General features: G+C 39.4%; 20 protein-coding genes and 1 pseudogene. 13 read left to right on the top strand and 8 right to left on the bottom strand.

Annotated elements, in window-relative coordinates; all coding sequences use genetic code 11:
• Positions 1–197 precede the first annotated feature (197 nt).
• The 3 genes from MKL36_RS14930 (at position 198) to thiM (ending at position 2,625) form a co-directional block, all read left to right on the top strand.
• The gene (locus MKL36_RS14930) at positions 198–455 is read left to right on the top strand and encodes a hypothetical protein (protein ID WP_021510431.1); all 258 of its coding nucleotides are present in this window, start codon (positions 198–200) and stop codon (positions 453–455) included.
• Positions 456–606: 151 nt separating this feature from the next.
• Positions 607–1,764 carry a hypothetical protein gene (locus tag MKL36_RS14925; protein ID WP_021510430.1) on the top strand — a complete coding sequence of 386 codons (1,158 nt, stop codon included), beginning with the start codon at positions 607–609 and terminating at the stop codon, positions 1,762–1,764.
• Positions 1,765–1,797: 33 nt separating this feature from the next.
• A complete protein-coding gene (gene thiM / locus MKL36_RS14920; RefSeq protein WP_021510429.1) occupies positions 1,798–2,625 on the top strand; it encodes a hydroxyethylthiazole kinase in 828 nt (275 codons plus the stop codon).
• A gap of 28 nt (positions 2,626–2,653) precedes the next feature.
• Here thiM and MKL36_RS14915 read toward each other — a convergent pair whose 3' ends face one another.
• From MKL36_RS14915 to MKL36_RS14905, 3 genes are all read right to left on the bottom strand, one after another.
• Complete coding sequence (locus tag MKL36_RS14915; protein ID WP_021510428.1) at positions 2,654–3,505, bottom strand: AraC family transcriptional regulator; 852 nt, start codon at positions 3,503–3,505, stop codon at positions 2,654–2,656.
• Positions 3,506–3,586: 81 nt separating this feature from the next.
• A complete protein-coding gene (locus MKL36_RS14910; protein ID WP_001120983.1) occupies positions 3,587–3,946 on the bottom strand; it encodes a 5-carboxymethyl-2-hydroxymuconate Delta-isomerase in 360 nt (119 codons plus the stop codon).
• 43 nt (positions 3,947–3,989) lie between these two features.
• A complete protein-coding gene (locus tag MKL36_RS14905; protein WP_021510427.1) occupies positions 3,990–5,702 on the bottom strand; it encodes an AAA family ATPase in 1,713 nt (570 codons plus the stop codon).
• A 230-nt stretch (positions 5,703–5,932) separates the two neighbouring features.
• Between MKL36_RS14905 and mdh the strand changes: the two genes are divergently transcribed.
• Together mdh and MKL36_RS14895 are read left to right on the top strand one after the other, a co-directional pair.
• Complete coding sequence (mdh, locus tag MKL36_RS14900; RefSeq protein WP_000874704.1) at positions 5,933–7,105, top strand: iron-dependent methanol dehydrogenase; 1,173 nt, start codon at positions 5,933–5,935, stop codon at positions 7,103–7,105.
• A 194-nt stretch (positions 7,106–7,299) separates the two neighbouring features.
• The gene (locus MKL36_RS14895; RefSeq protein WP_021510426.1) at positions 7,300–8,268 is read left to right on the top strand and encodes an alpha/beta hydrolase; all 969 of its coding nucleotides are present in this window, start codon (positions 7,300–7,302) and stop codon (positions 8,266–8,268) included.
• Here the strand turns inward: MKL36_RS14895 and MKL36_RS14890 are convergent.
• The gene (locus MKL36_RS14890; RefSeq protein ID WP_000494374.1) at positions 8,265–9,455 is read right to left on the bottom strand and encodes a helix-turn-helix domain-containing protein; all 1,191 of its coding nucleotides are present in this window, start codon (positions 9,453–9,455) and stop codon (positions 8,265–8,267) included. The two genes, MKL36_RS14895 and MKL36_RS14890, sit on opposite strands and share 4 nt — an antisense overlap.
• A gap of 143 nt (positions 9,456–9,598) precedes the next feature.
• Here MKL36_RS14890 and exaC point away from each other — a divergent pair, with 143 nt between their 5' ends.
• From exaC to MKL36_RS14865, 5 genes are all read left to right on the top strand, one after another.
• Positions 9,599–11,110, top strand: a complete 1,512-nt coding sequence (gene exaC, locus MKL36_RS14885; protein ID WP_001269055.1) for an acetaldehyde dehydrogenase ExaC — start codon at positions 9,599–9,601, stop codon at positions 11,108–11,110.
• A gap of 221 nt (positions 11,111–11,331) precedes the next feature.
• A complete protein-coding gene (gene eat / locus MKL36_RS14880) occupies positions 11,332–12,768 on the top strand; it encodes an ethanolamine permease (protein ID WP_001075438.1) in 1,437 nt (478 codons plus the stop codon).
• Between the two features lie 16 nt (positions 12,769–12,784).
• A complete protein-coding gene (locus MKL36_RS14875) occupies positions 12,785–14,170 on the top strand; it encodes an ethanolamine ammonia-lyase subunit EutB (RefSeq protein ID WP_021510425.1) in 1,386 nt (461 codons plus the stop codon).
• 10 nt (positions 14,171–14,180) lie between these two features.
• A complete protein-coding gene (gene eutC, locus MKL36_RS14870; RefSeq protein WP_000774021.1) occupies positions 14,181–14,996 on the top strand; it encodes an ethanolamine ammonia-lyase subunit EutC in 816 nt (271 codons plus the stop codon).
• Positions 14,997–15,159: 163 nt separating this feature from the next.
• Positions 15,160–15,882, top strand: coding sequence for a glutamine amidotransferase (locus MKL36_RS14865; RefSeq protein ID WP_021510424.1), 723 nt, complete (start codon positions 15,160–15,162; stop codon positions 15,880–15,882).
• 425 nt (positions 15,883–16,307) lie between these two features.
• Here the strand turns inward: MKL36_RS14865 and MKL36_RS14860 are convergent, their stop codons facing one another.
• A complete protein-coding gene (locus MKL36_RS14860) occupies positions 16,308–18,035 on the bottom strand; it encodes a glutamine--tRNA ligase/YqeY domain fusion protein (protein WP_000803938.1) in 1,728 nt (575 codons plus the stop codon).
• 168 nt (positions 18,036–18,203) lie between these two features.
• Here MKL36_RS14860 and MKL36_RS14855 point away from each other — a divergent pair, with 168 nt between their 5' ends.
• Both MKL36_RS14855 and MKL36_RS14850 read left to right on the top strand, forming a co-directional pair.
• Positions 18,204–18,713 carry a peptidylprolyl isomerase gene (locus MKL36_RS14855; RefSeq protein ID WP_000009660.1) on the top strand — a complete coding sequence of 170 codons (510 nt, stop codon included), beginning with the start codon at positions 18,204–18,206 and terminating at the stop codon, positions 18,711–18,713.
• Between the two features lie 15 nt (positions 18,714–18,728).
• The gene (locus MKL36_RS14850; RefSeq protein ID WP_021510423.1) at positions 18,729–19,448 is read left to right on the top strand and encodes a UDP-2,3-diacylglucosamine diphosphatase; all 720 of its coding nucleotides are present in this window, start codon (positions 18,729–18,731) and stop codon (positions 19,446–19,448) included.
• A gap of 7 nt (positions 19,449–19,455) precedes the next feature.
• Here MKL36_RS14850 and MKL36_RS14845 read toward each other — a convergent pair.
• A pseudogene (locus tag MKL36_RS14845) lies at positions 19,456–19,686 on the bottom strand (hypothetical protein).
• A 139-nt stretch (positions 19,687–19,825) separates the two neighbouring features.
• Here MKL36_RS14845 and nfsB point away from each other — a divergent pair.
• Positions 19,826–20,479, top strand: a complete 654-nt coding sequence (nfsB, locus tag MKL36_RS14840; RefSeq protein ID WP_021510422.1) for an oxygen-insensitive NAD(P)H nitroreductase — start codon at positions 19,826–19,828, stop codon at positions 20,477–20,479.
• Between the two features lie 38 nt (positions 20,480–20,517).
• Here nfsB and MKL36_RS14835 read toward each other — a convergent pair whose 3' ends face one another.
• Together MKL36_RS14835 and hfq are read right to left on the bottom strand one after the other, a co-directional pair.
• The gene (locus tag MKL36_RS14835) at positions 20,518–21,375 is read right to left on the bottom strand and encodes a DMT family transporter (protein WP_021510421.1); all 858 of its coding nucleotides are present in this window, start codon (positions 21,373–21,375) and stop codon (positions 20,518–20,520) included.
• A 131-nt stretch (positions 21,376–21,506) separates the two neighbouring features.
• Positions 21,507–22,013, bottom strand: a complete 507-nt coding sequence (hfq, locus tag MKL36_RS14830) for an RNA chaperone Hfq (protein WP_000033651.1) — start codon at positions 22,011–22,013, stop codon at positions 21,507–21,509.
• Between the last annotated feature and the right edge of the window lie 31 nt (positions 22,014–22,044).

Genomic DNA, 22,044 nt, shown 5'->3' with positions numbered 1-22,044 from the left:
AAATTAGAATCGTCTTTTATTAGCACAGATTAGACCAAAATTACGATAATCGCTGCTTATATAATCAATCTATACAATAAAAATAAAACTCCTTTCGCTTTTAACATTTTTGAGGAGCTGCTTACATTTTGGGCATGGTTCTTGCCTTATCCAATATACCAGTATAAGTATTTCAATCAGAACAAGAGGAACTCACTATGGAATTAAAAGCTTATTTACATCGACTAGAAAACATTAAAGCGATTCATGATCTAAATGCAGCAGGACTCGACCACCATGTAATTGCCGTGTTCTTGTCTGCCGAAGGTATTTCAATGACTGCTCAGGAGGTAACCACTATCGTTAATACGTATGACGCCTTAGGTAAAGTGAAATTACCAAGTAAAAAAGTGCAGGCACTGATCAATGCCAAAAAACTTGGACAAAATGATGAGACCTTGCCGTGCCCTGTTTAATCTTAACTTGTAACCTCTTATAAAAACCTAAAGTCAAAACAAAGACTTTAGGTTTTCTATTTTTGCACCAAACAAAAAGACAATCTCATCTATTGGCAATGCGGCTGTGTATAATAGGTCAGTCATGATTAATTTAAACGTTCGGAGCGAAATGGCCTTACAAATTCTACAAAAACAGCTAGATGAAAGTAGCCATTGCCCTCTCTGCCAAGCATCGATGTACTGGGTAGATGCCGAACAATTTGAGCAAGACGTTCAATTTCATGAATGTAGCCATTGCCAACACCGTGTATTTAAAGACACAAAAATGACGTGTCATTGCGACCAATGCACAAAACAACGGAAAAAGCTTTTACAGCAAACACGCCTACAAGAACAACGCCAATTTAAGTCAAAAGACCAACCTCAGCGCATTCTGGAGCAACTTAGTTTTTTAAATAAACTTTTTCTGCTTAGTCTGCTCGATGACTATGCACGAGACGATGTTGCACATGACGAATATATTCACTGGGACCAGATAAAATATCAGCCTATTACCCCCAACTGGATGTTCCAGAACCATCTCATTAAACAGCTTCATAAAGATGGGATTTTAAATGCACAAGATCAAACCGATGAACCACAGTGCTTTTATTTAAATATTCGTCTAGATGGCTATAGCGACCCAAGTTTATTTAGTGTAGCTCAGCAATTACGCCACTGGTTCTATGAAAACCTAAGTCTTGGTATTCCATTTCGTAGTGCCGATGAAGTGAAAGACGTGCTGTTTCAGGTGCTCTATCAAGAAATTATTCAGTTCACTCAGTTCTATTGCCGAACTTGGGGTATCCAAATTGCAGGAAGCTCTAATTTTCAAGCCTTTTGCTACCGTTTAATGGACTCATTGGCGATTGGTCAAATTTATTATCTTATTCAGACTGCACTTGAATATCTTTATAAACAAAAGGCACTACAGCCACGAAACGAAAAATTTATTAACACCAATCTATTAAAGAAAACTTTAGAGCAATATCGGGAACGAGCTTTGGCTGAAAAGTGGGAAACTTCGATGTTGCCCCGCCCTTACAATATTCCTTACAGTAAAATGAGCCATATATTATTTAACCGCTTTTTAGGTTATGACGAACAGATATTTGTACAACCTGTATGGAAAGCATGGCGAAAAATCGAACCTCGTTTAAACTTTTACTCGGTTAAACGTTGTATGTACTGTGGTTCAAATGATCTAAGCGTGGACTATGATGCATCAGATTATGTGTCGTTGATTTGCCAAAATTGCAAACATCAAGATCACTATTTTACCCGTTAACTTTCTTATCTCTGGCTTAATAAGGATTATCAGATGACTTCGACATCCAACCTCATTGAACAGGTGATTGAAGCTTGGCAAAACATGCAGGCAAAAACGCCTCTTGTGCAATGTATTACCAATAGCGTTGCTGCCAACTATACAGCCAATGTGTTACTCGCTTCCGGTGCTTCACCTGCCATGATTGATAATCCTTATGAAGCAGAAAGTTTTACCAAAATTTCATCGGCTTTAAGCATTAATTTAGGTACACCGACTTTAGAGCAAATGCAAGCCATGCAAATCTCTGCTAAGACCGCACAGCTTAATGAAGTACCGTGGGTACTCGATCCGGTGGGCTACGGACCAATTTTAGCTTGGCGCAGTCAAATGACAGACGAGCTTTTGCAGTTCAAACCAAACGTTATACGTGGTAATGCCTCAGAAATTAGCACGCTTGCAGGCAATCAGGTTCAATCAAAAGGTGTAGACAGCACTTTAAGCAGTGACCAAGGTTATCAACAGGCTTATGCACTATTAGCACATGCAGACTGTATCGCTATTTCAGGTGAGTCAGATTATATTTTATCTAGAGAATTAGATGCTGTGATCCAAGTAAACGGCGGAAGCCCGTTACAACCCAAAATTACTGCAACTGGCTGCGCTTTGGGTGCATTAATTGCAGCATATAGCGCTGTGACGACACCAACTATTGCAGCTCTTTCAGCTCATATTCATTTTGCAATTGCAGGTAAACTTGCTGCAAATCAAGCACAAACGATGGGTAGTTTTAGTAGCATATTTATGGATTATATCCATATGCTAGATGACAATCTGATTGAGCAATATGCAGATATCAAACTTTTAAATAAACAGGCATAACCTAAGTTATGCCTGAATGACACTAGACTCACTTTAAAAGTAAGTAGATATCTGTCACAAGGTCACATTCATTCACATCATGCACAAAGTTATGATAGTGAAAGAAAACCGGATAATCCCCTGCCTCTTCTGGTTGCTCAGGTAACCAGTTTCTAAAGATGTAATAGACGCTATCTTTAATCTGGTCATGGCTACCCAAATGTCTTACGGTTGCATAACGCCCCGCAGGAATTTCACCTGTCTGTACACCATAAGTATTTTCAGGTACAGCCTTTTCAATTGAACCAGCAATATCAAATTGAAACTCATCAGATGGTGTCTGCTCAGGGTCAGCAAAAGGAATACCATACGTTCTAGACTTGGTCACTGGTGACAAACCTGTTTCTTTGCGCCAAGCAATAAAACGTGCAGCCGTTTCAAAGACTTTATCAGGGCTTCCTAAATGCGATAAATACGCAATCTTTTCAGCAGGTCGCTCAACAATATTTACATTCATTTTTAACTCACTTTTCGGAATCGTAAAAACAAACTTCTGATGCCAAGATTCCCAGTCCGGTTTATCTCTAAAAGCTCGAGGAGTTTGATCAAATGAACGCTTAAATGCACGAGTAAATGCCTCTGGACTATCAAACCCTGCTTGTAATGCAATCTCAATAATCTTGAGATCAGGTTCAAAAGCCAATTGAAAAGAGGCCCGCTTTAAACGAGAAAGTTGAATAAACTTCATCACATTTAAACCAATATGAATGGCAAAAATGCGATGAAAATGGAACTTAGATAAAGCTGCGATCTGGCTCAACCGATCAACATCTAGGTCTTCATCTAAATGTCTTTGAATATAATTGCAAACCAGTTGCAGCTTTTGTGTATATACAGCCATACATTCATGTCTGTTCATTCGATAGCACTACTTTTACATAGTGCTCATCGCTATTCTTGATCGAAATTGCGTTTTTTAGAATTATACAACTTGCTTAAAATAATCATCTCTTGGCATGTCGATAAGCTCAACACACAACTGAATTTCTTTATTAAACTCTTGGGGTAGATATTTTTTGTTGCTGAGCGCCGCCAACAATTGCTCCCCCATAAGCTGTTTTTGTTCGGCAGTTCTTCCAGACAAAATATACGCCTTTACATGAATATAAGCTTGATCGACCCCTAAGCCAATCAGAAAAACTTCATCTTTACGTGCACGGCTTTTGATGTCTTCTGGACTAAACAACTCTGTTTCAATCAGCGTGGTATTAATTTCTTCAAGTAATTGTTTTGCATTTAGTCCAGTTAAGTTATCTGAATAATCAACTACAACGTGCGGCATAGCCACCTCAATTTATATAATAAGTCATTAAGCCCATTGAACTTTATTCAATAAATAATAAAGCTAATCGAACTTGATCATATCCCATTCGAGGGCTAGTTGCTTCAACAATTGGTCTTAGTTTGATCGAACCATCATCAGAAAAATGATCTGGATTTTGACGCTTTTTCAACTTCTTATAAATTTTACGCACTTCTTCGACTACTTCTTCGCCTGGATGGGCAACCGAAATATCCAGCTTTTGTTCTTTATGAAGTCGAGCCAAGTGATTAATAATGGTTGCAGGTGTTAGACCTCGTTCATGTGCGATATCTTCAATTTCGTAGCCTTCTTCAAACAATGCACGAGTTTCGTCCAAAGTCGCTGAGGCGTAATTTTGCTTCTCGCCTCTCGCTAGTTTTTTCTCATTTCTTGAAATTTCAGTTTCATTTAAGGTTCCACCACAATGACGAATAAAGGCTTTATGTTGAGCCGTTAAATCGACATTAGCAAAATTATCTTCGGCTTCTTTAGAAAGTTCTTGAAAACGGCGATCAGCTTTTACAGCCAGACTATCTAACTCCAAAGCTTGTTCATTAAAACCTAATAATTTTAACCCTGTTAAAGACTTCAAACGTGAGAGCGCAACATAACCTTGCCCTTTTTCAAAGGTATGCATCAGGTTAATTTCAGCAGCTTCCAAAGTCATACCTTGGCTTTTATGAATGGTAATCGCCCACGCCAAACGAAGTGGAATTTGCTGGAAACTTGCAATGACTTTTCCTGCTTCATTTTCAATTGACCATGTTTCAGGCGCTACCAGCAAAGTTGTACCATCGGTTAATTTTACCTTTGGCAATAACCCATTTTCGTCATCTTCTTCAAAACCGATCACCTCACCTAAACTTCCGTTGATATAACCCATATCAAAGTTGTTTTTTACAAACATCACTTTGGCATGTTTTTTAAGTGTGAGTTCTTCCGGAGCACGAACTGAAGACTTTAAAGTTTCTAATAACTTTTCATTACCATCTAAAACCGCATTAAATTGATGTCCTTCATTATCAATTTCATTTAAGTGCTGATAATTGATATTGTCGACATCCATGTTATGCGTATAAAGACGAGTAAAGGTTTCGCCAATGTCATGACTACGGGATTGATGCAAAGCTTGCAAATGCTCGGTTTGAATACTTTGCGCACGAATCGCATTTAATATCTGATTCAGAATTTCATCATCTTGGCGGTGTTGTTCTGTTAAATAACATACCCGAAATTTGGCTTCGACCCATGCATCAGACATAAAACAGAACTTGTCACGATTGGCTTCACCATTACGGCCTACGGGTGGCAACTGGAAGAAATCTCCAGCTACAATCACTTGAATGCCACCGAATGCTTCATCACTTTCTTTAAAATATTTTAAAACCTGATTGACCAGATTAAGTTGCTTCGCATGGAGCATTGAGATTTCATCAATCACAAGAACTTGCGCGTTTTCAAGGTGTTCCTTGAGATATTTACGCTCTCTCATGCGTTTCAAGTCATCGTCAGTTAGATGATCTTTGATGCCAATACCAGCCCATGTATGAATGGTCATGCCATTCATATGCGTTGCAGCAATACCAGTAGATGCTGTAATCGCTACAGGTACTTTACGCGCTTTTAAATAATGGATGTACTGATTGAGTGTATAGGTTTTCCCTGCACCAGCCGAACCGGTTAAAAAAACATTTTCACCTGCTTTTAGCAGTTTAAGTGCAGTTTCCTGTTTCATAATCTCATATGTACATCTTCAACAGCCCATAGCTTAACGATTTTCCCGAAAAATTTAAATGAATGAGCCAAATTTTCTATAAAAACAATATAAATCAATAACTAATATCAAGTTGGTATTTGGTAGGTTTTTGGTAGGTAGGAAAATAATCTACACATCACAATACTAAGGCCATGGTGAGGCTCACCTGTAATAACAAACAATGGATTTATGGAAAAAGGAATCACTCCATGGCTTTTAAAAATATTGCAGATCAAACAAACGGTTTTTATATTCCTTGCGTATCACTCTTTGGACCAGGATGTGCCAAAGAAATTGGAACAAAGGCGCAGAACCTCGGCGCAAAAAAAGCATTAATTGTGACCGATGAAGGGCTATTTAAATTTGGCGTTGCAGATCTTATCGCAAGCTATTTAACCGAAGCAGGCGTAGCGAGCCATATTTTCCCGGGCGCGGAACCTAACCCAACCGATATTAATGTTCACAACGGTGTGAATGCCTATAACGAAAATGGCTGTGACTTTATTGTGTCGTTAGGCGGCGGCTCATCTCATGACTGTGCAAAAGGGATTGGCTTAGTGACTGCAGGTGGTGGTCATATTCGTGACTACGAAGGTATCGATAAAAGTAAAGTACCGATGACGCCATTGATTGCAGTGAATACAACGGCTGGTACTGCATCTGAAATGACTCGTTTCTGTATTATTACCAATACAGATACTCACGTAAAAATGGCTATCGTGGACTGGCGTTGTACCCCACTCATTGCGATCGATGACCCGAAACTCATGATTGCAAAACCGGCGGGTTTAACGGCTGCAACAGGTATGGATGCATTAACCCATGCAGTTGAAGCATATGTATCTACAGCAGCAAACCCAATTACCGATGCGTGTGCTGAAAAAGCAATCACCATGATTAGCCAGTGGCTCCAACCCGCTGTCGCAAATGGCGAAAACATCGAGGCACGTGATGCGATGAGCTATGCGCAGTACTTGGCTGGTATGGCATTTAACAATGCATCTTTAGGTTATGTTCATGCAATGGCACACCAGTTGGGCGGGTTCTACAACCTACCTCATGGTGTATGTAACGCAATCTTGCTACCACATGTTTGTGAATTTAACTTAATTGCTTGTCCAGATCGTTATGCAAAAATCGCAGAATTAATGGGTGTAAATACCCACGGTCTCACCGTAACAGAAGCTGCGTATGCTGCAATTGATGCCATTCGTAAACTGTCTTCTTCAATTGGTATCCCATCTGGCCTAACAGAACTGGGCGTAAAAACTGAGGACCTCGCGGTGATGGCCGAAAATGCTCAAAAAGATGCATGTATGCTCACCAACCCTCGTAAAGCAAACCATGCACAAGTTGTGGAGATTTTCAAAGCAGCACTTTAATACTGATGTAACGCTATGTTCCTGTAGTAAGTCAAATCCCTCCGACCGTTGACTTACTTTTTGGGGAATACTTAGCTCCAGCGGTATTCCCTTTTTTTAAAACCTATACTCCAACCTTCTCTAAACCTAATTGACAATTTGCCCATTTCATTGAAGGATACTTAACATGACTTAATGACAATAGCTCGATAAAAATGAATACATCTACAGCTAAACACAATTACGCCCCAGATATTTTAGGTGCCGGCTATGAACAGCTAACGCTCAACTTTCCAGATGATTATGAAGGTAAAGTTGTAGCCACCTTAGTTCGTAAAAAAGCCACTCAATCGACTCAAAAAGCCGTACTTTATATTCATGGTTTTTTAGATTATTTCTTTCAAACCGAAATGGCCGAGCAATTCAATGCCCATGGTTATGACTTCTATGCACTCGATTTAAGAAAATATGGCCGCTCAAAACTGCCTCATCAAATTTTCTATAATGTGCTCGATTTAAATGAATATGATGCCGAAATTACTCAAGCATTAGAGATTATTGGCCAAGAAAAACATACACAAGTTTTACTTGCAGGTCACTCAACAGGCGGCTTAACGGCAACGCTTTATGCTGCGCATCATCCTGATCATCCCCTCATTAAAGCACTCTGGGCGAATAGTCCGTTTTACGATTTTAATTTAAGCTTAGTCGAAAAGAAGTTTGGTATTCCAATGCTCAGTCGAGTAGGAAAATATCTGCCAAAAGTTAAATTTCCAAGCCAACTGAACAAATGGTACACCACCAGTCTTCATAAGCAGCTTAAAGGTGAATGGGATTTCAACCTCGATTGGAAACCAACCTCTGCCCCTACAGTTCAACTCAGCTTTGTACATGCAATTCATACTGCGCAAAAAGAAATTCACCGCGGTGTTAAATTGAATATTCCAGCCCTGATTATGCATTCGCACCAAACTAAAAACCCACGCAAATGGGGACCCGATGCAACTCAAAGCGATGTTATTTTAGATGTTAAAGACATTGCGAAATTCGGTAAAAAAATAAAGGGCGATGTCTCAGTTGTCTCTATTCACAATGGTTTACACGATTTAGTCCTTTCGGCCCAGCCAGTACGGGAACAAGTCTATCAGCAACTATTCCAATGGCTGGATCAAAAAGTCACCTAACTTAGCTTAGGTGAGTCAATATATTTCACTAGCAATTGATGCGCAGGATGTTCACTCGGTAATAACTCCATAAGACGTTCTACCGCATCGATTGCTTCGGGAAAATGAGCTAAATGCTTAAGTAATAAATCTGTTTCTTGGGTTTTAAAAATCGCATCACTTAAGCGCGACTCAAGGCAGTCACGCCATGCACACAGAAACGGACTTTCGGTTTTTGCCAGAAATACGCCCGTATAAAGCTGCAATGCAGAGGCGACATAGCCAGCATCAAGCGCTTGTTCAGCTTGTAAAAAATCGGCCTCAACATGCACAAGTAACCGATATGGACGTGAACCAAGCAAACCTCCCAATATATCTCGCAATTGAGACATTTCAGCTTTAAGCGTACCCATGCTTACTTTACGCTCACCATAAAGTGCCTGATAGAGATGCTCTAAGGTTAAACCATGTGGACATAGTGCCAATATCGTTAAAATTTCAATTTGACGCGGCGTCAATAATAAACTTTTGCCGTTAAATTTGACTTGCGGCGTCGAAAATGCCCGGATGTGTAAGTGCTGGCGCTGTTGTTCTAACAAGGCAGATTGAATAATGGAGGCACAACGCTCAGCGGCCAAAATACCCAAGGTATTATGGTTTTTCCATGTGGTTGATAAATCTACCACGCCCAAGGTTTGTTTTGAGTATGGATCGATAATGGGTGCCGCATAACAAACCCAATCGTGAATCGACTCCATATAATGTTCATTGGAAAAAACACAGCTTGATTGTTGAGTTTTTAAAGATAACGCCAATGCATTCGTACCTACAAATTCTTCACGCCATTGACCACCTTGTACAAAATGTACACGTTCAGCGGCACTCTGCATTTGAGCACTGGAAGCTGTCCAGATAATGGTACTACCAATGTCACCTACAGCAATGACCATAGAAGATTGCTCTGCAATATGACGTAAGTCATCAGCACACTGGCTTAGTGCCAGATCTAAAGCATTTTGTGAAGCAGATTTTCTTTCAAGTAGAGGTGCTGCAAATCGTTCTTTAGGAATCGCAGCAGAAGCTGATCGTTCCCACGAGCTTGCAATACTTTGGCCGAGTTTGGCAGCGTTCTGAGGAGAGAGACTATTTTGCGTGCGCAGTTGATCAATCAACATCCGTTGCTGCAATAAATCCTTTTTTGTGAACATTTGTAAATTCCTTATATATTCACATTTCTATTCCAACCTTTCTCCAACCTTCTTCTTTATATCCTAATTATACAAAGTACGAAAGTACTTACTGACAGGGTTCTTGTTAGTCTTTAGTCCTAAAAAAGCAAAGGAATATTTATATGCGCTATATCGATCCAAATCAACCAGGCTCAAAAGTTCAATTTAAATCACAATATGAAAATTTTATTGGCGGTGAATGGGTTGCACCTCTAAAGGGTGAATATTTTGATAATGTGTCACCAGTGGATGGAAAAGCTTTCACACGCATTCCACGCTCTAGTGCTGAAGATATTGAACTTGCTTTAGATGCAGCACACAAAGCGAAAGCTTCATGGAATAAATCTTCACCGACTACACGTTCTAATATACTTTTAAAAATTGCTGATCGTTTAGAAGCAAATCTTGAAATGCTTGCGGTTGCAGAAACTTGGGACAACGGTAAAGCAGTTCGTGAAACTTTAGCAGCTGACCTTCCACTTGCAATCGACCATTTCCGTTATTTCGCAGGATGTATTCGTGCTCAAGAAGGCGGCATCTCTGAAATTGATGAAGATACCATTGCCTACCATTTCCATGAACCGCTAGGTGTGGTTGGTCAAATCATTCCATGGAACTTCCCGATTTTAATGGCTGCATGGAAGCTTGCACCAGCTTTAGCGGCTGGTAACTGTGTGGTGATTAAGCCAGCTGAGCAAACTCCGGTAGGTATTTTGTTGGTTGCCGAACTCATCCAAGATATCTTACCGCCGGGCGTACTTAATATTGTGAATGGTTTCGGTGCAGAAGTTGGCCGTCCGTTAGCGACAAGCCCACGTATTGCAAAAATTGCGTTCACAGGTTCAACTCAAACTGGGCAAATGGTGATGCAATATGCGACCGAAAATATTATTCCAGTCACGCTAGAGCTTGGCGGCAAGTCACCGAACCTTTTCTTTGAAGACATCATGGATAAAGAAGATGACTTCTTAGAAAAAACGCTGGAAGGTTTTGCCATGTTTGCCTTAAACCAAGGTGAAGTATGTACTTGCCCTTCTCGTGCTTTAGTACAAGAAAGTATTGCTGATCAATTTTTAGAGTTGGCTGTTGAACGTGTAAAACGTATTAAAACTGGTCATCCTCTCGATACTGAAACCATGATTGGTGCTCAAGCATCTTTGCAACAACAAGAGAAAATCTTACGTTGTATTAATACGGGCCGAGAAGAAGGTGCAGAACTCTTACTTGGTGGTAGTGGCCGTAAAGAAGTAGGTGATGGTTTCTATGTTGATCCGACTATTTTTAAAGGCCACAATAGCATGCAAGTTTTCCAAGAAGAAATTTTTGGACCTGTACTGGCTGTGACAACATTTAAAGACTTTGACGATGCAATCAAAATTGCCAACGACACTATGTATGGTTTAGGTGCAGGTGTATGGTCACGTTCAGCCCATATTTCTTACCGCGCTGGTCGTGCTATTGAGGCGGGTCGTGTCTGGACAAACTGCTATAACATCTATCCTGCGCATGCTGCATTTGGTGGCTACAAGAAGTCTGGTATTGGTCGTGAAAACCATAAGATGATGCTAGATCACTATCAACAAACCAAAAACTTGTTGGTGAGTTATTCAACCAAACCAATGGGCTTCTTCTAAGTTTCGCACCAAGTTGATACCAAGCTATCAATGCTAGAAGGAAGCAAGATCATTAATTGTATAAAAAGCCGGTAATTTAAATTGCTGGCTTTTTTATTTAGTACAGTCAGCTCTCAGATTTTTACTATGTCGAATAAAAAAGTATCATCTAATATTTAAAGCACATCATTTAGGCATTGCTTTTGCATTCATTCATACAAACCAACTCGCAGGAGTATTGTATGAATCAACCAGAAACAGCTTCCGTTATTTCTTCAAGTGCAGAAGTCTCATCAGCAGAATATTTTGCTCAGCGCCAACTTAAACAAGGTACCGTGGGTTGGTTACTCCTGATTGGTTTAGGCGTAGCTTATGTGATATCAGGTGATTTTGCCGGCTGGAACTTCGGTATTGCCCAAGGTGGTTGGGGTGGTATGTTTATTGCCACTGCTCTTGCTGCCTTGATGTACCTGTGTCTATGTCTTTCTATGTCAGAAATGTCCACCATGATGCCGACAGCAGGTGGCGGTTATAGTTTTGCACGTGCTGCCTTTGGACCTTTTGGTGGTTATTTAACAGGCACAGCGATTTTAATTGAATACGCAATTGCGCCTGCTGCTATTGCCGTATTTATTGGTGGTTATTGCGAATCTCTATTTGGTATTAATGGCTGGATGATTTACCTCGCCTGTTATGCCATTTTTATGGGTATACATCTCAAAGGTGCCGGCGAAGCTTTAAAAATCATGTTTGCGATTACACTTGTCGCCGCTGTTGCCCTTGTCGTGTTTATTGGGGCAATGATTCCACACTTTAATGCACAAAATTTATTTGATATTCCAGTTAGTACAGGTGTTGGCGCAAGTCTTTTTTTACCTCATGGCTACTTGGGCATCTGGGCCGCGGTTCCTTTTGCTATCTGGTTTTTTCTTGCAGTAGAAGGTGTTCCGTTAGCAGCAGAAGAAGCAAAAGATCCAGCCAAATCTCTGCCACGCGGTTTAATCGGTGCAATGCTCATCTTAACAGCATTTGCCATGCTTATTTTGTTCTTGGGTGCAGGCGCAGCAGGTGCAAGTACTTTACAAAACTCAGGTGCCCCTCTGGTAGATGCTTTGGTTAAAGTTTATGGCACCAACACTTGGCTTGCGACATTCGTAAACTTTGTGGGTTTAGCTGGTTTAATCGCAAGTTTCTTCTCAATTATCTATGCCTATTCACGTCAAATCTTTGCATTGTCACGAGCTGGTTACTTACCTACTTCACTCTCGTTAACTAACAAAAATAAAGCTCCTTATCTGGCAATTATTATTCCGGGCATTATCGGGTTCTTACTTTCACTCACAAAAGAAGGCGATTCACTCATTTTAATCGCGGTTTTTGGTGCAACTATTTCTTATGTGCTGATTCTTTTATCCCACATCAAACTGCGCTTATCTAAACCCAACATGCCTCGTCCTTATAAAACTCCAGGAGGAATCATCACTTCAAGCATTGCACTAGTTTTAGCAGTCGCTGCTGTGGTCGCAGGTTTTGTTGTTAATCCGAAAGTGTGGTTTATTGCTGCCGGTATCTATGTCGTATTTATTGCTTACTTTTTGTTCTACAGCCGCTATCATTTAGTGAAAGGAACACCAGAAGAAGAGTTTGCAAATATTAAAGCCGCAGAACAAGAACTATAAATAAAAGGATGTAACTATGAGTTATCGCAATATTGTCGCCAATCAACAGTATCACTTTGCTGACCTAAAAACGTTAATGGCCAAAGCTACACCGTTACGTTCAGGCGATGAGTTAGCCAGTGTAGCTGCCAGAGATGCAACCGAACATGTTGCGGCACAAATGACTTTGGCTGATGTGCCATTAAAAACCTTTTTAAATGAAGTTGTAATCGATTATGAAACTGATGAAATTACACGACTGATTATTGATGAACATGATCTGGCAGCCTTTGCCCCTATTTCACACTTTACAGTAGGCGATTTTAGAAATTGGCTACTTGGAGAAGATGCCACTGCCCAAAGCTTAAAAGCATTAGCATCGGGTTTAACTCCAGAAATGGTGGCTGCTGTCAGTAAAATTATGCGCAATCAAGATTTGATTTATGTCGCCAGCAAATGTGAAGTGGTCACCCAATTTCGCAACACAATTGGCTTAAAAGGCCATCTTTCTACCCGTTTACAACCCAACCATCCTACCGATGATGTGCTCGGTATTTCAGCCAGTATTTTAGATGGTTTGATGTATGGCAATGGCGATGCCGTAATTGGCATTAACCCTGCCACGGATAACCTTCATAATTTGTCAGAGCTACTGAAATTGCTTGATCATGTCATTCAGGAATATCAAATTCCAACGCAATCTTGTGTACTTACGCATATCAGCTCAGGCATTCAACTGGCTGAAAAAAATGTACCGATTGATTTAATGTTCCAATCAATTGCCGGCACCCAACTGGCTAATGAAGGTTTTGGAATCTCACTCGATTTACTACAAGAAGGATATGAAGCCACCCTCGCACTTAAACGCGGAACCATTGGACAAAACGTCATGTACTTTGAAACGGGTCAAGGCAGTGCCCTATCAAGCAATGCTCATCACGGAGTAGACCAACAAACATTAGAAACTCGTGCCTATGCAGTGGCCCGTAAATACAATCCGCTTTTAGTGAATACAGTCGTTGGTTTTATTGGCCCCGAATATCTCTTTAACGGTAAACAAATTATACGTGCGGGACTGGAAGATCACTTCTGCGGTAAGTTACTTGGCGTGCCAATGGGCTGCGACATTTGTTATACCAACCATGCCGATGCCGACCAAAATGATATGGATGTACTTCTTACTCTATTTGGCGCCGCAGGCATTAACTTTATTATGGGGATTCCGGGTTCAGACGATGTCATGCTTAACTATCAAACCACTTCCTTTCATGATGCTCTCTATTTAAGACAACTCTTAGGTTTAAAACCCGCTCCTGAGTTCTCCGCTTGGCTTGAACAACAAGGGATTTTTAAACAGCAAAACTCTCAAATTTGTTGGGCAGACCATATGCCTGACCAATTCTCTCGTCTGCTTATGAACTAGGGAGAACACCATGAAACTTAATCGTGATATTCAATATCCATCCTCTACCCATCAGGATCAGTGGGAAAAGCTCAAACAGTTTACCGATGCCCGCATTGCTCTGGGTCGTGCAGGTTGTAGTATCCCAACACGCGCCTTACTTGAGTTTCAGTTGTCTCATGCACAAGCAAAAGATGCTGTTTATCAAGAGATGGATGTTTCCTACCTCTCGGAGCAATTAGCACAGCAGCAGCTGCAAAGTTTTCATATACAAAGTAATGCACCTAATAAAGAAATTTATCTTAAACGCCCGGATTTGGGGCGCCAACTTTCAAATCCATCAAAAGATACCTTAATTAAGAAGTATGCAGAAAACCCGCAACAGTATGATGTTTGTATTGTGGTAGGTGACGGTCTCTCTGCAAGAGCGATTGAAGCAAATGCTATTGTATTTATTGCAGCGCTAAGTGAACAAATTCAGCAAGAAAATTGGAGCCTTGCCCCGATTGTACTTGCAACAGGAAGCAGAGTTGCTTTAGGCGATGAAGTTGCAGAAATTTTTAAAGCATCCATGTTAGTCATGCTGATTGGAGAACGCCCTGGTTTAAGCTCTCCTGACAGTATGGGGATTTACTACACATGGAATGCATATTCAGGCTGTCTCGATTCCAAACGCAACTGTATTTCAAATGTTCGCTCAGCAGGTTTAAGTATTCCGGTTGCTGTACAACGTTTAATGGCATTAATGAGAAAATCGAAACAGCTTGGCTTTTCAGGAGTGAATTTAAAAGATGAACATCAACTTTCAAATATCGACCATAATGAAAACGCAAAGCTTTTATTTTAAATAGCAGTTACGCGTAGATATTTCTTCCCTACAAAATATTTATGCGTAACAAGATTATCTTAACGAAAAATAGCAATTTTCAGGTATTGACGATTTGTATGGATATTTTCTTCTTTATATTTATCGCTATACTCCACCTATTGATCTTCTCTAAATCATTTGTATGAACACAACAAACGCCTTCCCTAAAACTATTTATGCCATTCAGCATCTTGCTTTCGAAGACCTAGGTTCATTAGAAGATGTTTTTTATCAACTTGGGTTTCGTGTCCGCTATTTTGAAGCAGGTGTGGATGATTTAACCCCTGCTTTTACACATGACGGTTTAACTATTATTTTAGGCGGCCCAATCGGAGTTTATGAAACCGAAGATTATCCGTTTTTAAAAGATGAAATCGCTTTACTTAAACAACGCTTGGCAGCAGATAAACCTACACTTGGTATTTGCCTAGGCGCACAGCTTATTGCGCATGCACTTGGCGCCAAAGTATATGCAGGCCATCAAAAAGAAATTGGCTGGGGAGCCTTAAGCTTAAGTTTACGTCCTAATCAGGTATTATCGCCTTTGCTTAATAATGTGCATGTTTTACACTGGCATGGCGACACTTTTGACCTGCCTGAAAACGCAGTGTTATTAGCTAGTTCAGAGATTTATACTAATCAGGCATTTGAAGTTGGAAATAATATTCTTGCCTTGCAGTTTCATATTGAAACAACAGAAGAAAATTTTGAGAAATGGCTCATTGGTCATACATGTGAACTTCGTAATGCCAAAATTTCAATTCCAAAACTGCGTGAGCAAAATATTGAATATGCCCCTGCACTTGAGCAAGCTGCATTTGAAATCATTCAAAAATTCTTAAAAAGAATTGGATATAGTGCTTAAATGAGTGATTTTTAATCCACATTAAATATAGCTTTTTACTACCTCGTATTTTTTGATTGTTTTTTAAGCAAAAAAGCTTTATATTTTATTTTTAGAAACATTTCAGAAAAATTTCAGTGTATTATTAATTTGTAACATAAAATATACGCTGATTTACTATGGATATCTGGAAGTTTATTAAAAGCTTTAATACGGTTAATACTTATTTAATGCTTTCAACTATGCTTCTCATACTATTAGTTCTTTATTTTTATGTGATTAACCCGGCCTAAGCTACTTTGCCAAGGACGTTAATCATAAAGAAAAAGAAAATATGAGAAGACTCCTAAATAAAAAGCCCAACTTTACAGTTGGGCTTTTTTATATCTGCTGTTTACTCACCACATGGTATTCGTCTTGCGAAAAAGTAAGAGATAATCAATCTCTTACTTTTTCTCAGGCTTGAAGCTGTCTTTTAAGTCAAGAACACGGTTAAACACAGGCTTCTCAGGAGTATGATCGTATTGATCAGCAACGAAATAACCTTCGCGTTCAAATTGGAAGCGATCTTCTGGCTTCGCTTGAGCTAAAGCAGGTTCGATCACAGCTTGAACCACTTTCAAGGAATCTGGATTTAAGTTTGCTAAGAAATCATCACCAGTTTCAGGGTCAGCTTCTGTAAACAATCGATCATAAATACGTACTTCAGCAGGAATACCTTTAGTTGCAGATACCCAGTGAATTACGCCTTTTACTTTGCGACCTTCAGGATTTTTACCTAAAGTATCCGGATCGATCGAACACTTCAGCTCAACGACTTCACCGTTTGCATCTTTAATGACTTCATCACACTTAATCACATATGCATGGCGTAAACGAACTTCACCATCAGGAATTAAACGTTTAAAGCCTTTTGGCGGTACTTCTTCGAAATCTTTACGGTCAATATAGATTTCTTTAGTCAATGGAATCACGCGCTCACCCATATCGACATTAGGATGACGAGCATGGGTAAGGTCTAAATCTTCTGGTAAGTTCGTAAGTGTTACTTTTAATGGATTTAACACTGCCATACCGCGTGCTGCCGTATTCTCTAAAGATTGACGAATACAGAACTCAAGCATTGCGACATCCACAATACCGTCAGTTTTAGACACACCTACACGTTTACAGAAATCACGTAGGCCTTCTGGTGTGAAACCACGGCGACGCATACCGACAACCGTTGGCATACGAGGATCATCCCATCCATTCACATAACCGCCTTCAACCAATTTACGTAATTTACGTTTAGACGTAATGGTGTAATCTACGTTTAAACGAGAAGATTCATACTGGTGCGGCACAGCTTTAGACTTAACTTTTTCAACAATCCAGTCATAAAACGGACGGTGGTCTTGGAACTCTAATGTACAAAGTGAATGTGTGATTCCTTCGATCGCATCAGACAATGGATGAGCATAGTCATACATTGGGTAGATTTTCCACTTATCGCCTGTTTGGTGATGCTCTGAATGTAAAACACGATACAAAATTGGGTCACGCATATGTACATTCGGGCTTGCCATATCAATTTTGGCACGTAAAACAGCTTCACCCTCTTTAAGTTCACCATTGCGCATTTTTTCAAAACGAGCAAGGTTTTCTTCAACAGAAGCATCACGATATGGCGAATTTTTACCTGGCTCAACAAAGCTACCACGATTTAATTTGATTTCTTCTGGAGACTGCAAATCAACATATGCATCGCCTTGTTCAATCAACTGAATTGCCCAAGCATAAAGCTGGTCAAAATAACCAGAAGCATAACGTGGTTCGCCATTCCAGCTAAATCCAAGCCATTTCACATCATTGGCGATCCCATCAACATACTCTTGTTCTTCCGCATCCGGGTTGGTATCGTCAAAACGTAAATTACAAAGACCATTAAACTCTTCAGCAACGCCAAAGTTGAGGCAAATTGCTTTTACGTGACCAATATGTAAATAACCATTTGGTTCTGGCGGGAAACGCGTTACGATTTGTTTGGCACGTCCGGCAGCTAAATCATCGGTAATGACTTGGCGAACAAAATCTAATCCAGCCTGTTGTTCTTGCTGCGCAGAATCGACAGAGGCATGAGTATTCGGTGTCGGGTTGTTTGGCAGGTTCGAGACAACATCATTAGGCTTCATAGTGTATCAATCACTTCTTTGTAGATAAAATTTCGAAAAAATAAACGCTATCTTCATTTTTCACAAAGATTTTAACGTTTTTTACTTGCCTTGTAGTTTACAGTTTGCTTATGCTTCTCTCAACCAAAAACCCATGGTCAATTTGCCCATGTTTAGGAGATTAATGTAATGAGTTTTCCTCAAGTCGAATTAAACACCAACAAAGGTCGTATTGTTCTTGAGCTTAACACTGAAAAAGCACCGAAAACGGCTGCTAATTTTCTAGAATACGTACGTGACGGTTTCTATGATGGCGTGATTTTCCACCGCGTTATTGACGGTTTCATGATCCAAGGTGGTGGCTTTGACGAAAACTTCAAAGAAAAAGCAACTCGTGATGCGATTGAAAACGAAGCTGACAACGGTTTAAGCAACGATGTAGGTACCATTGCAATGGCACGTACTCAAGCTCCACACTCTGCTTCTGCACAATTCTTCATCAACGTAAAAAATAACTCTTTCTTGAACCATACTTCAAAAACTGCACAAGGTTGGGGTTATGCTGTATTCGGTAAAGTTGTTGAAGGTATGGACGTTGTAGAAGCAATCAAAGGCGTACGTACAGGTAACCGTGGTTATCACGCTGACGTTCCTTTAGAAAACGTTGTTATTGAATCTGCTAAAATTATTTCTGAATAATTTTAGGATAAAGCTGTGACTTATCTGTTTATTTCAGATTTACACTTGTCACCTGAACACCCTCGACTCGTTCGAGGGTTTTTAGATTTGTTGGTACATTATCAAAATAAACAAACACAGCTTTATATTTTAGGTGATTGGTTTAATGCTTGGATTGGTGATGACTATTCAGCGCCTTGGCTCGACGAAATTGTCGAGGCTTTAAAAGTATTTAACCAAAAAGGGAATCGCGTTTATTTCCAAGTGGGTAACCGAGACTTTGCTTTAAATCAGGTTTTCCTTGATAAGTTTAATGGTGTATTACTTCCTGATATTTATTATCTCAACATTGCAGGTCACCAATACCGTTTGGAACATGGCGATGCGTTATGTACTGATGATATTTCCTATCAAAGATTTAAAAAAATTATTCGAAATCCCTTCCTAGTTGCTTTTTTACGCTGTACCCCCTTGAGTTTCCGTACAAAACTGGTCAATGGTTTTCGCAAAAGAAGTCATTCAGACAAACAGCAAAAAAGTTATGAAATTATGGATGTAAATGAACAAGCTGTTCTCTCTGCCCTCACAGATGTAGATATACTTATTCATGGACACACTCACCGTCCAGCAATTCATCAATTACAACATAAACAGCGGATTGTTCTTGGCGATTGGCGTGAAGATCAGGCTTATATTCTGGAAATTGATCCATCTTCAAATACGCAACAGCTCGAATTGATTGTCTGGAATTATTAGCTAGAAATTAATCACTTTTTATTTGAACTTTCAATTCTTTAATTTTTTTATTTAAATCAAAATCCCAAATCATACATAGACAGGTAATATATACAAATTTCTAGTTTATATGTGCATACTTTTGATATTCGATATATAAAATTAAAAGACACAATACAAATGCAAAAATTAGAAAGGCTTTAATAATTCTAATTTCTCGCAGCTTACTTTTCCGATTAATTGGTATTAATTCAAACATTTTCAATAAATTAGTAAAAAATTTATATAAGTATTATATTTCTTTATCACATTAAAATGCAGATGTTTTTCTCTAAAATCGCGTATGATGCCAAAGATTAGAACCCTTCCATTGTAATAAGATTGATATGGAGTAAAGTATGGATTTATTAAATACGGTTAAAAGTCGCTACACTACCAAAGCGTACGATCCCGAGAAAAAAATTCCTCAAGAAAAATTCAATAAGTTATTAGAAATTTTACGCTTTACCCCTTCTTCAGTGAATATTCAACCTTGGCATTTCTTGGTTGCAGACAATCCTACTGCTAAAGAACGCATTACCAAAGCCTTAACAGGACGATATGCCTACAATGCACCCAAGGTTCTTGAGTCATCACATACCCTTGTATTTTGTACAAGAACAGATATTTCACCCGAATATTTAAACCAGTTACTTGAACAAGATGATTTAAGTGGTCGTTTTAAAGATGAGAAAGCCAAACTTGGTCAAAAGGATACTCGTCATGGCTATGTTGAGTTTTACCGTAATGAGCAAAAGAACTTATTCGGCTGGATGGAAAATCAAACTTTTATCGCTTTAGGACAACTACTGTTTGCAGCTGGTCTTGAAGGTATAGATGCAACTCCAATGGGTGGCTTTGACGAAGATGTTTTAAATGAAGAATTTGGCTTAAAAGAAAAAGGTTTGCGTAGCTCTGTAATTGTTTCACTGGGTTATAGAAGCGAAAATGACTTCAATGCGAAATTGCCAAAATCTCGTCTGCCGGATGAAGTGATTTTTACACATTTATAAGAATTTAGTGGGGTTCAAAAGAACAGTCTTTTGAACTCCTATTTCATAGCTAAGGCTAAACAAACCAATCCACTTATTCCCAAAATCGTTCCTAAAATCGTTGGGAGTTTTAATTTTTCTTTATATAAAACTACGCCACAAACTATTCCAAGTAACACAACCAAAATATTCATACTCGCAAAGACAATGGCTGGAGAATCTTTGAGTAAAATATGCGCTTTAACGTATAGGGCAATGTTCGAAAAATTTAGTACGCCTAGCATTAACCCAGCAAAAGTATTTTTAAAATGCCATGCTGAATTTTTTTGAAATATTAAATAAATAATCGATAAAACAAAGGCCGTTATAAAAATTAGATTTAAAGTCAAAGTAAACTGTAGGCCTAAGCTACTCGTATATTTTAACAAGATATCTACAGCGGCATATCCAAACCAGACACTCATCAAAGCAAAAATTGCTTTTTTTGACCGAGCTCCGGAAGACTCGTTGAAATGACCTAATAAAATTAAGAGAACAGCAAAAATTCCCAAACCTATCCCTAATAATTTAAGAGAATTAAACTGCTCTTGGAAAAAGAAATAAGCCGCCAATAAAGAAAGTACCACGGACAGCCGCTGAGCAATTTCGGTTTTGACAATACCTGCGTACTCTAAAGATTTAGCAAGGCATAAAAAAATACTCGGTAGAATGACGCCTAACGCCACAATTAGCCACCAAGGTATATGTTGTATAGAAATATGCTGAATATCTGGCTTAAACCACAGATAACATAGCAAGCTGGCACTTGCGTAATTCCATGCAATCATTTGCATGGGTTGATATCCCTTTTTCTTTAAATTTTTAAGTAGTACAGAAACCAGAACACTGCACAATGCTGCAGCAAATATTAATACCATTTGCAAAGAACCTATTAATCTAAATTTTAAGAAACAGAGATGGACCGCAGGTAGCTTTAATATGCTTTTTTATATTTTTAAAGCCATAAAAAAACCAGTCATCACTGACTGGTTTTTTTCAAGCTAATCAATTAACGATTGTTTTCGTCGTCTTGACCATCTTCAAATTTAGAATCGTTATCAAAACCGCCTTGATGTCCGCCGAAGCCGCCTTGACCACCGAAGCCGCCTTGACCACCGAAGCCGCCCTGACCACCGAAGCCGCCTTGACCACCAAAGCCGCCTTGACCGCCGAAGCCGCCTTGACCACCGAAGCCGCCTTGACCACCAAAGCCAGCACCTTGAGCACCACCAAAGCCAGCGCCTTGACCACCGAAGCCACCTTGACTACCACCCTGAGCTGGGAAACCTGCACCTTGTGCACCTGCTGGACGTGGGTTACGAGCTGGAACAACTGTAGAAATTGCGTGTTTGTAAACCATTTGACTTACAGTATTTTTTAATAAAACAACATATTGGTCAAAAGATTCAATATGACCTTGTAATTTAATACCGTTAACAAGGAAAATAGAAACTGGGATGCGTTCTTTACGGAGAGAATTTAAGAACGGATCTTGTAAAGTTTGACCTTTAGACATTTTTAACTCCAAAAAAAAATTTTTAAATCAG

Source organism: Acinetobacter sp. AOR12_HL (assembly GCF_027855275.1).
Lineage (GTDB): Bacteria > Pseudomonadota > Gammaproteobacteria > Pseudomonadales > Moraxellaceae > Acinetobacter > Acinetobacter baumannii.
The sequence above is the reverse complement of the archived record's forward strand: the minus strand, read 5'-3'. Positions and strand labels throughout refer to the sequence as shown.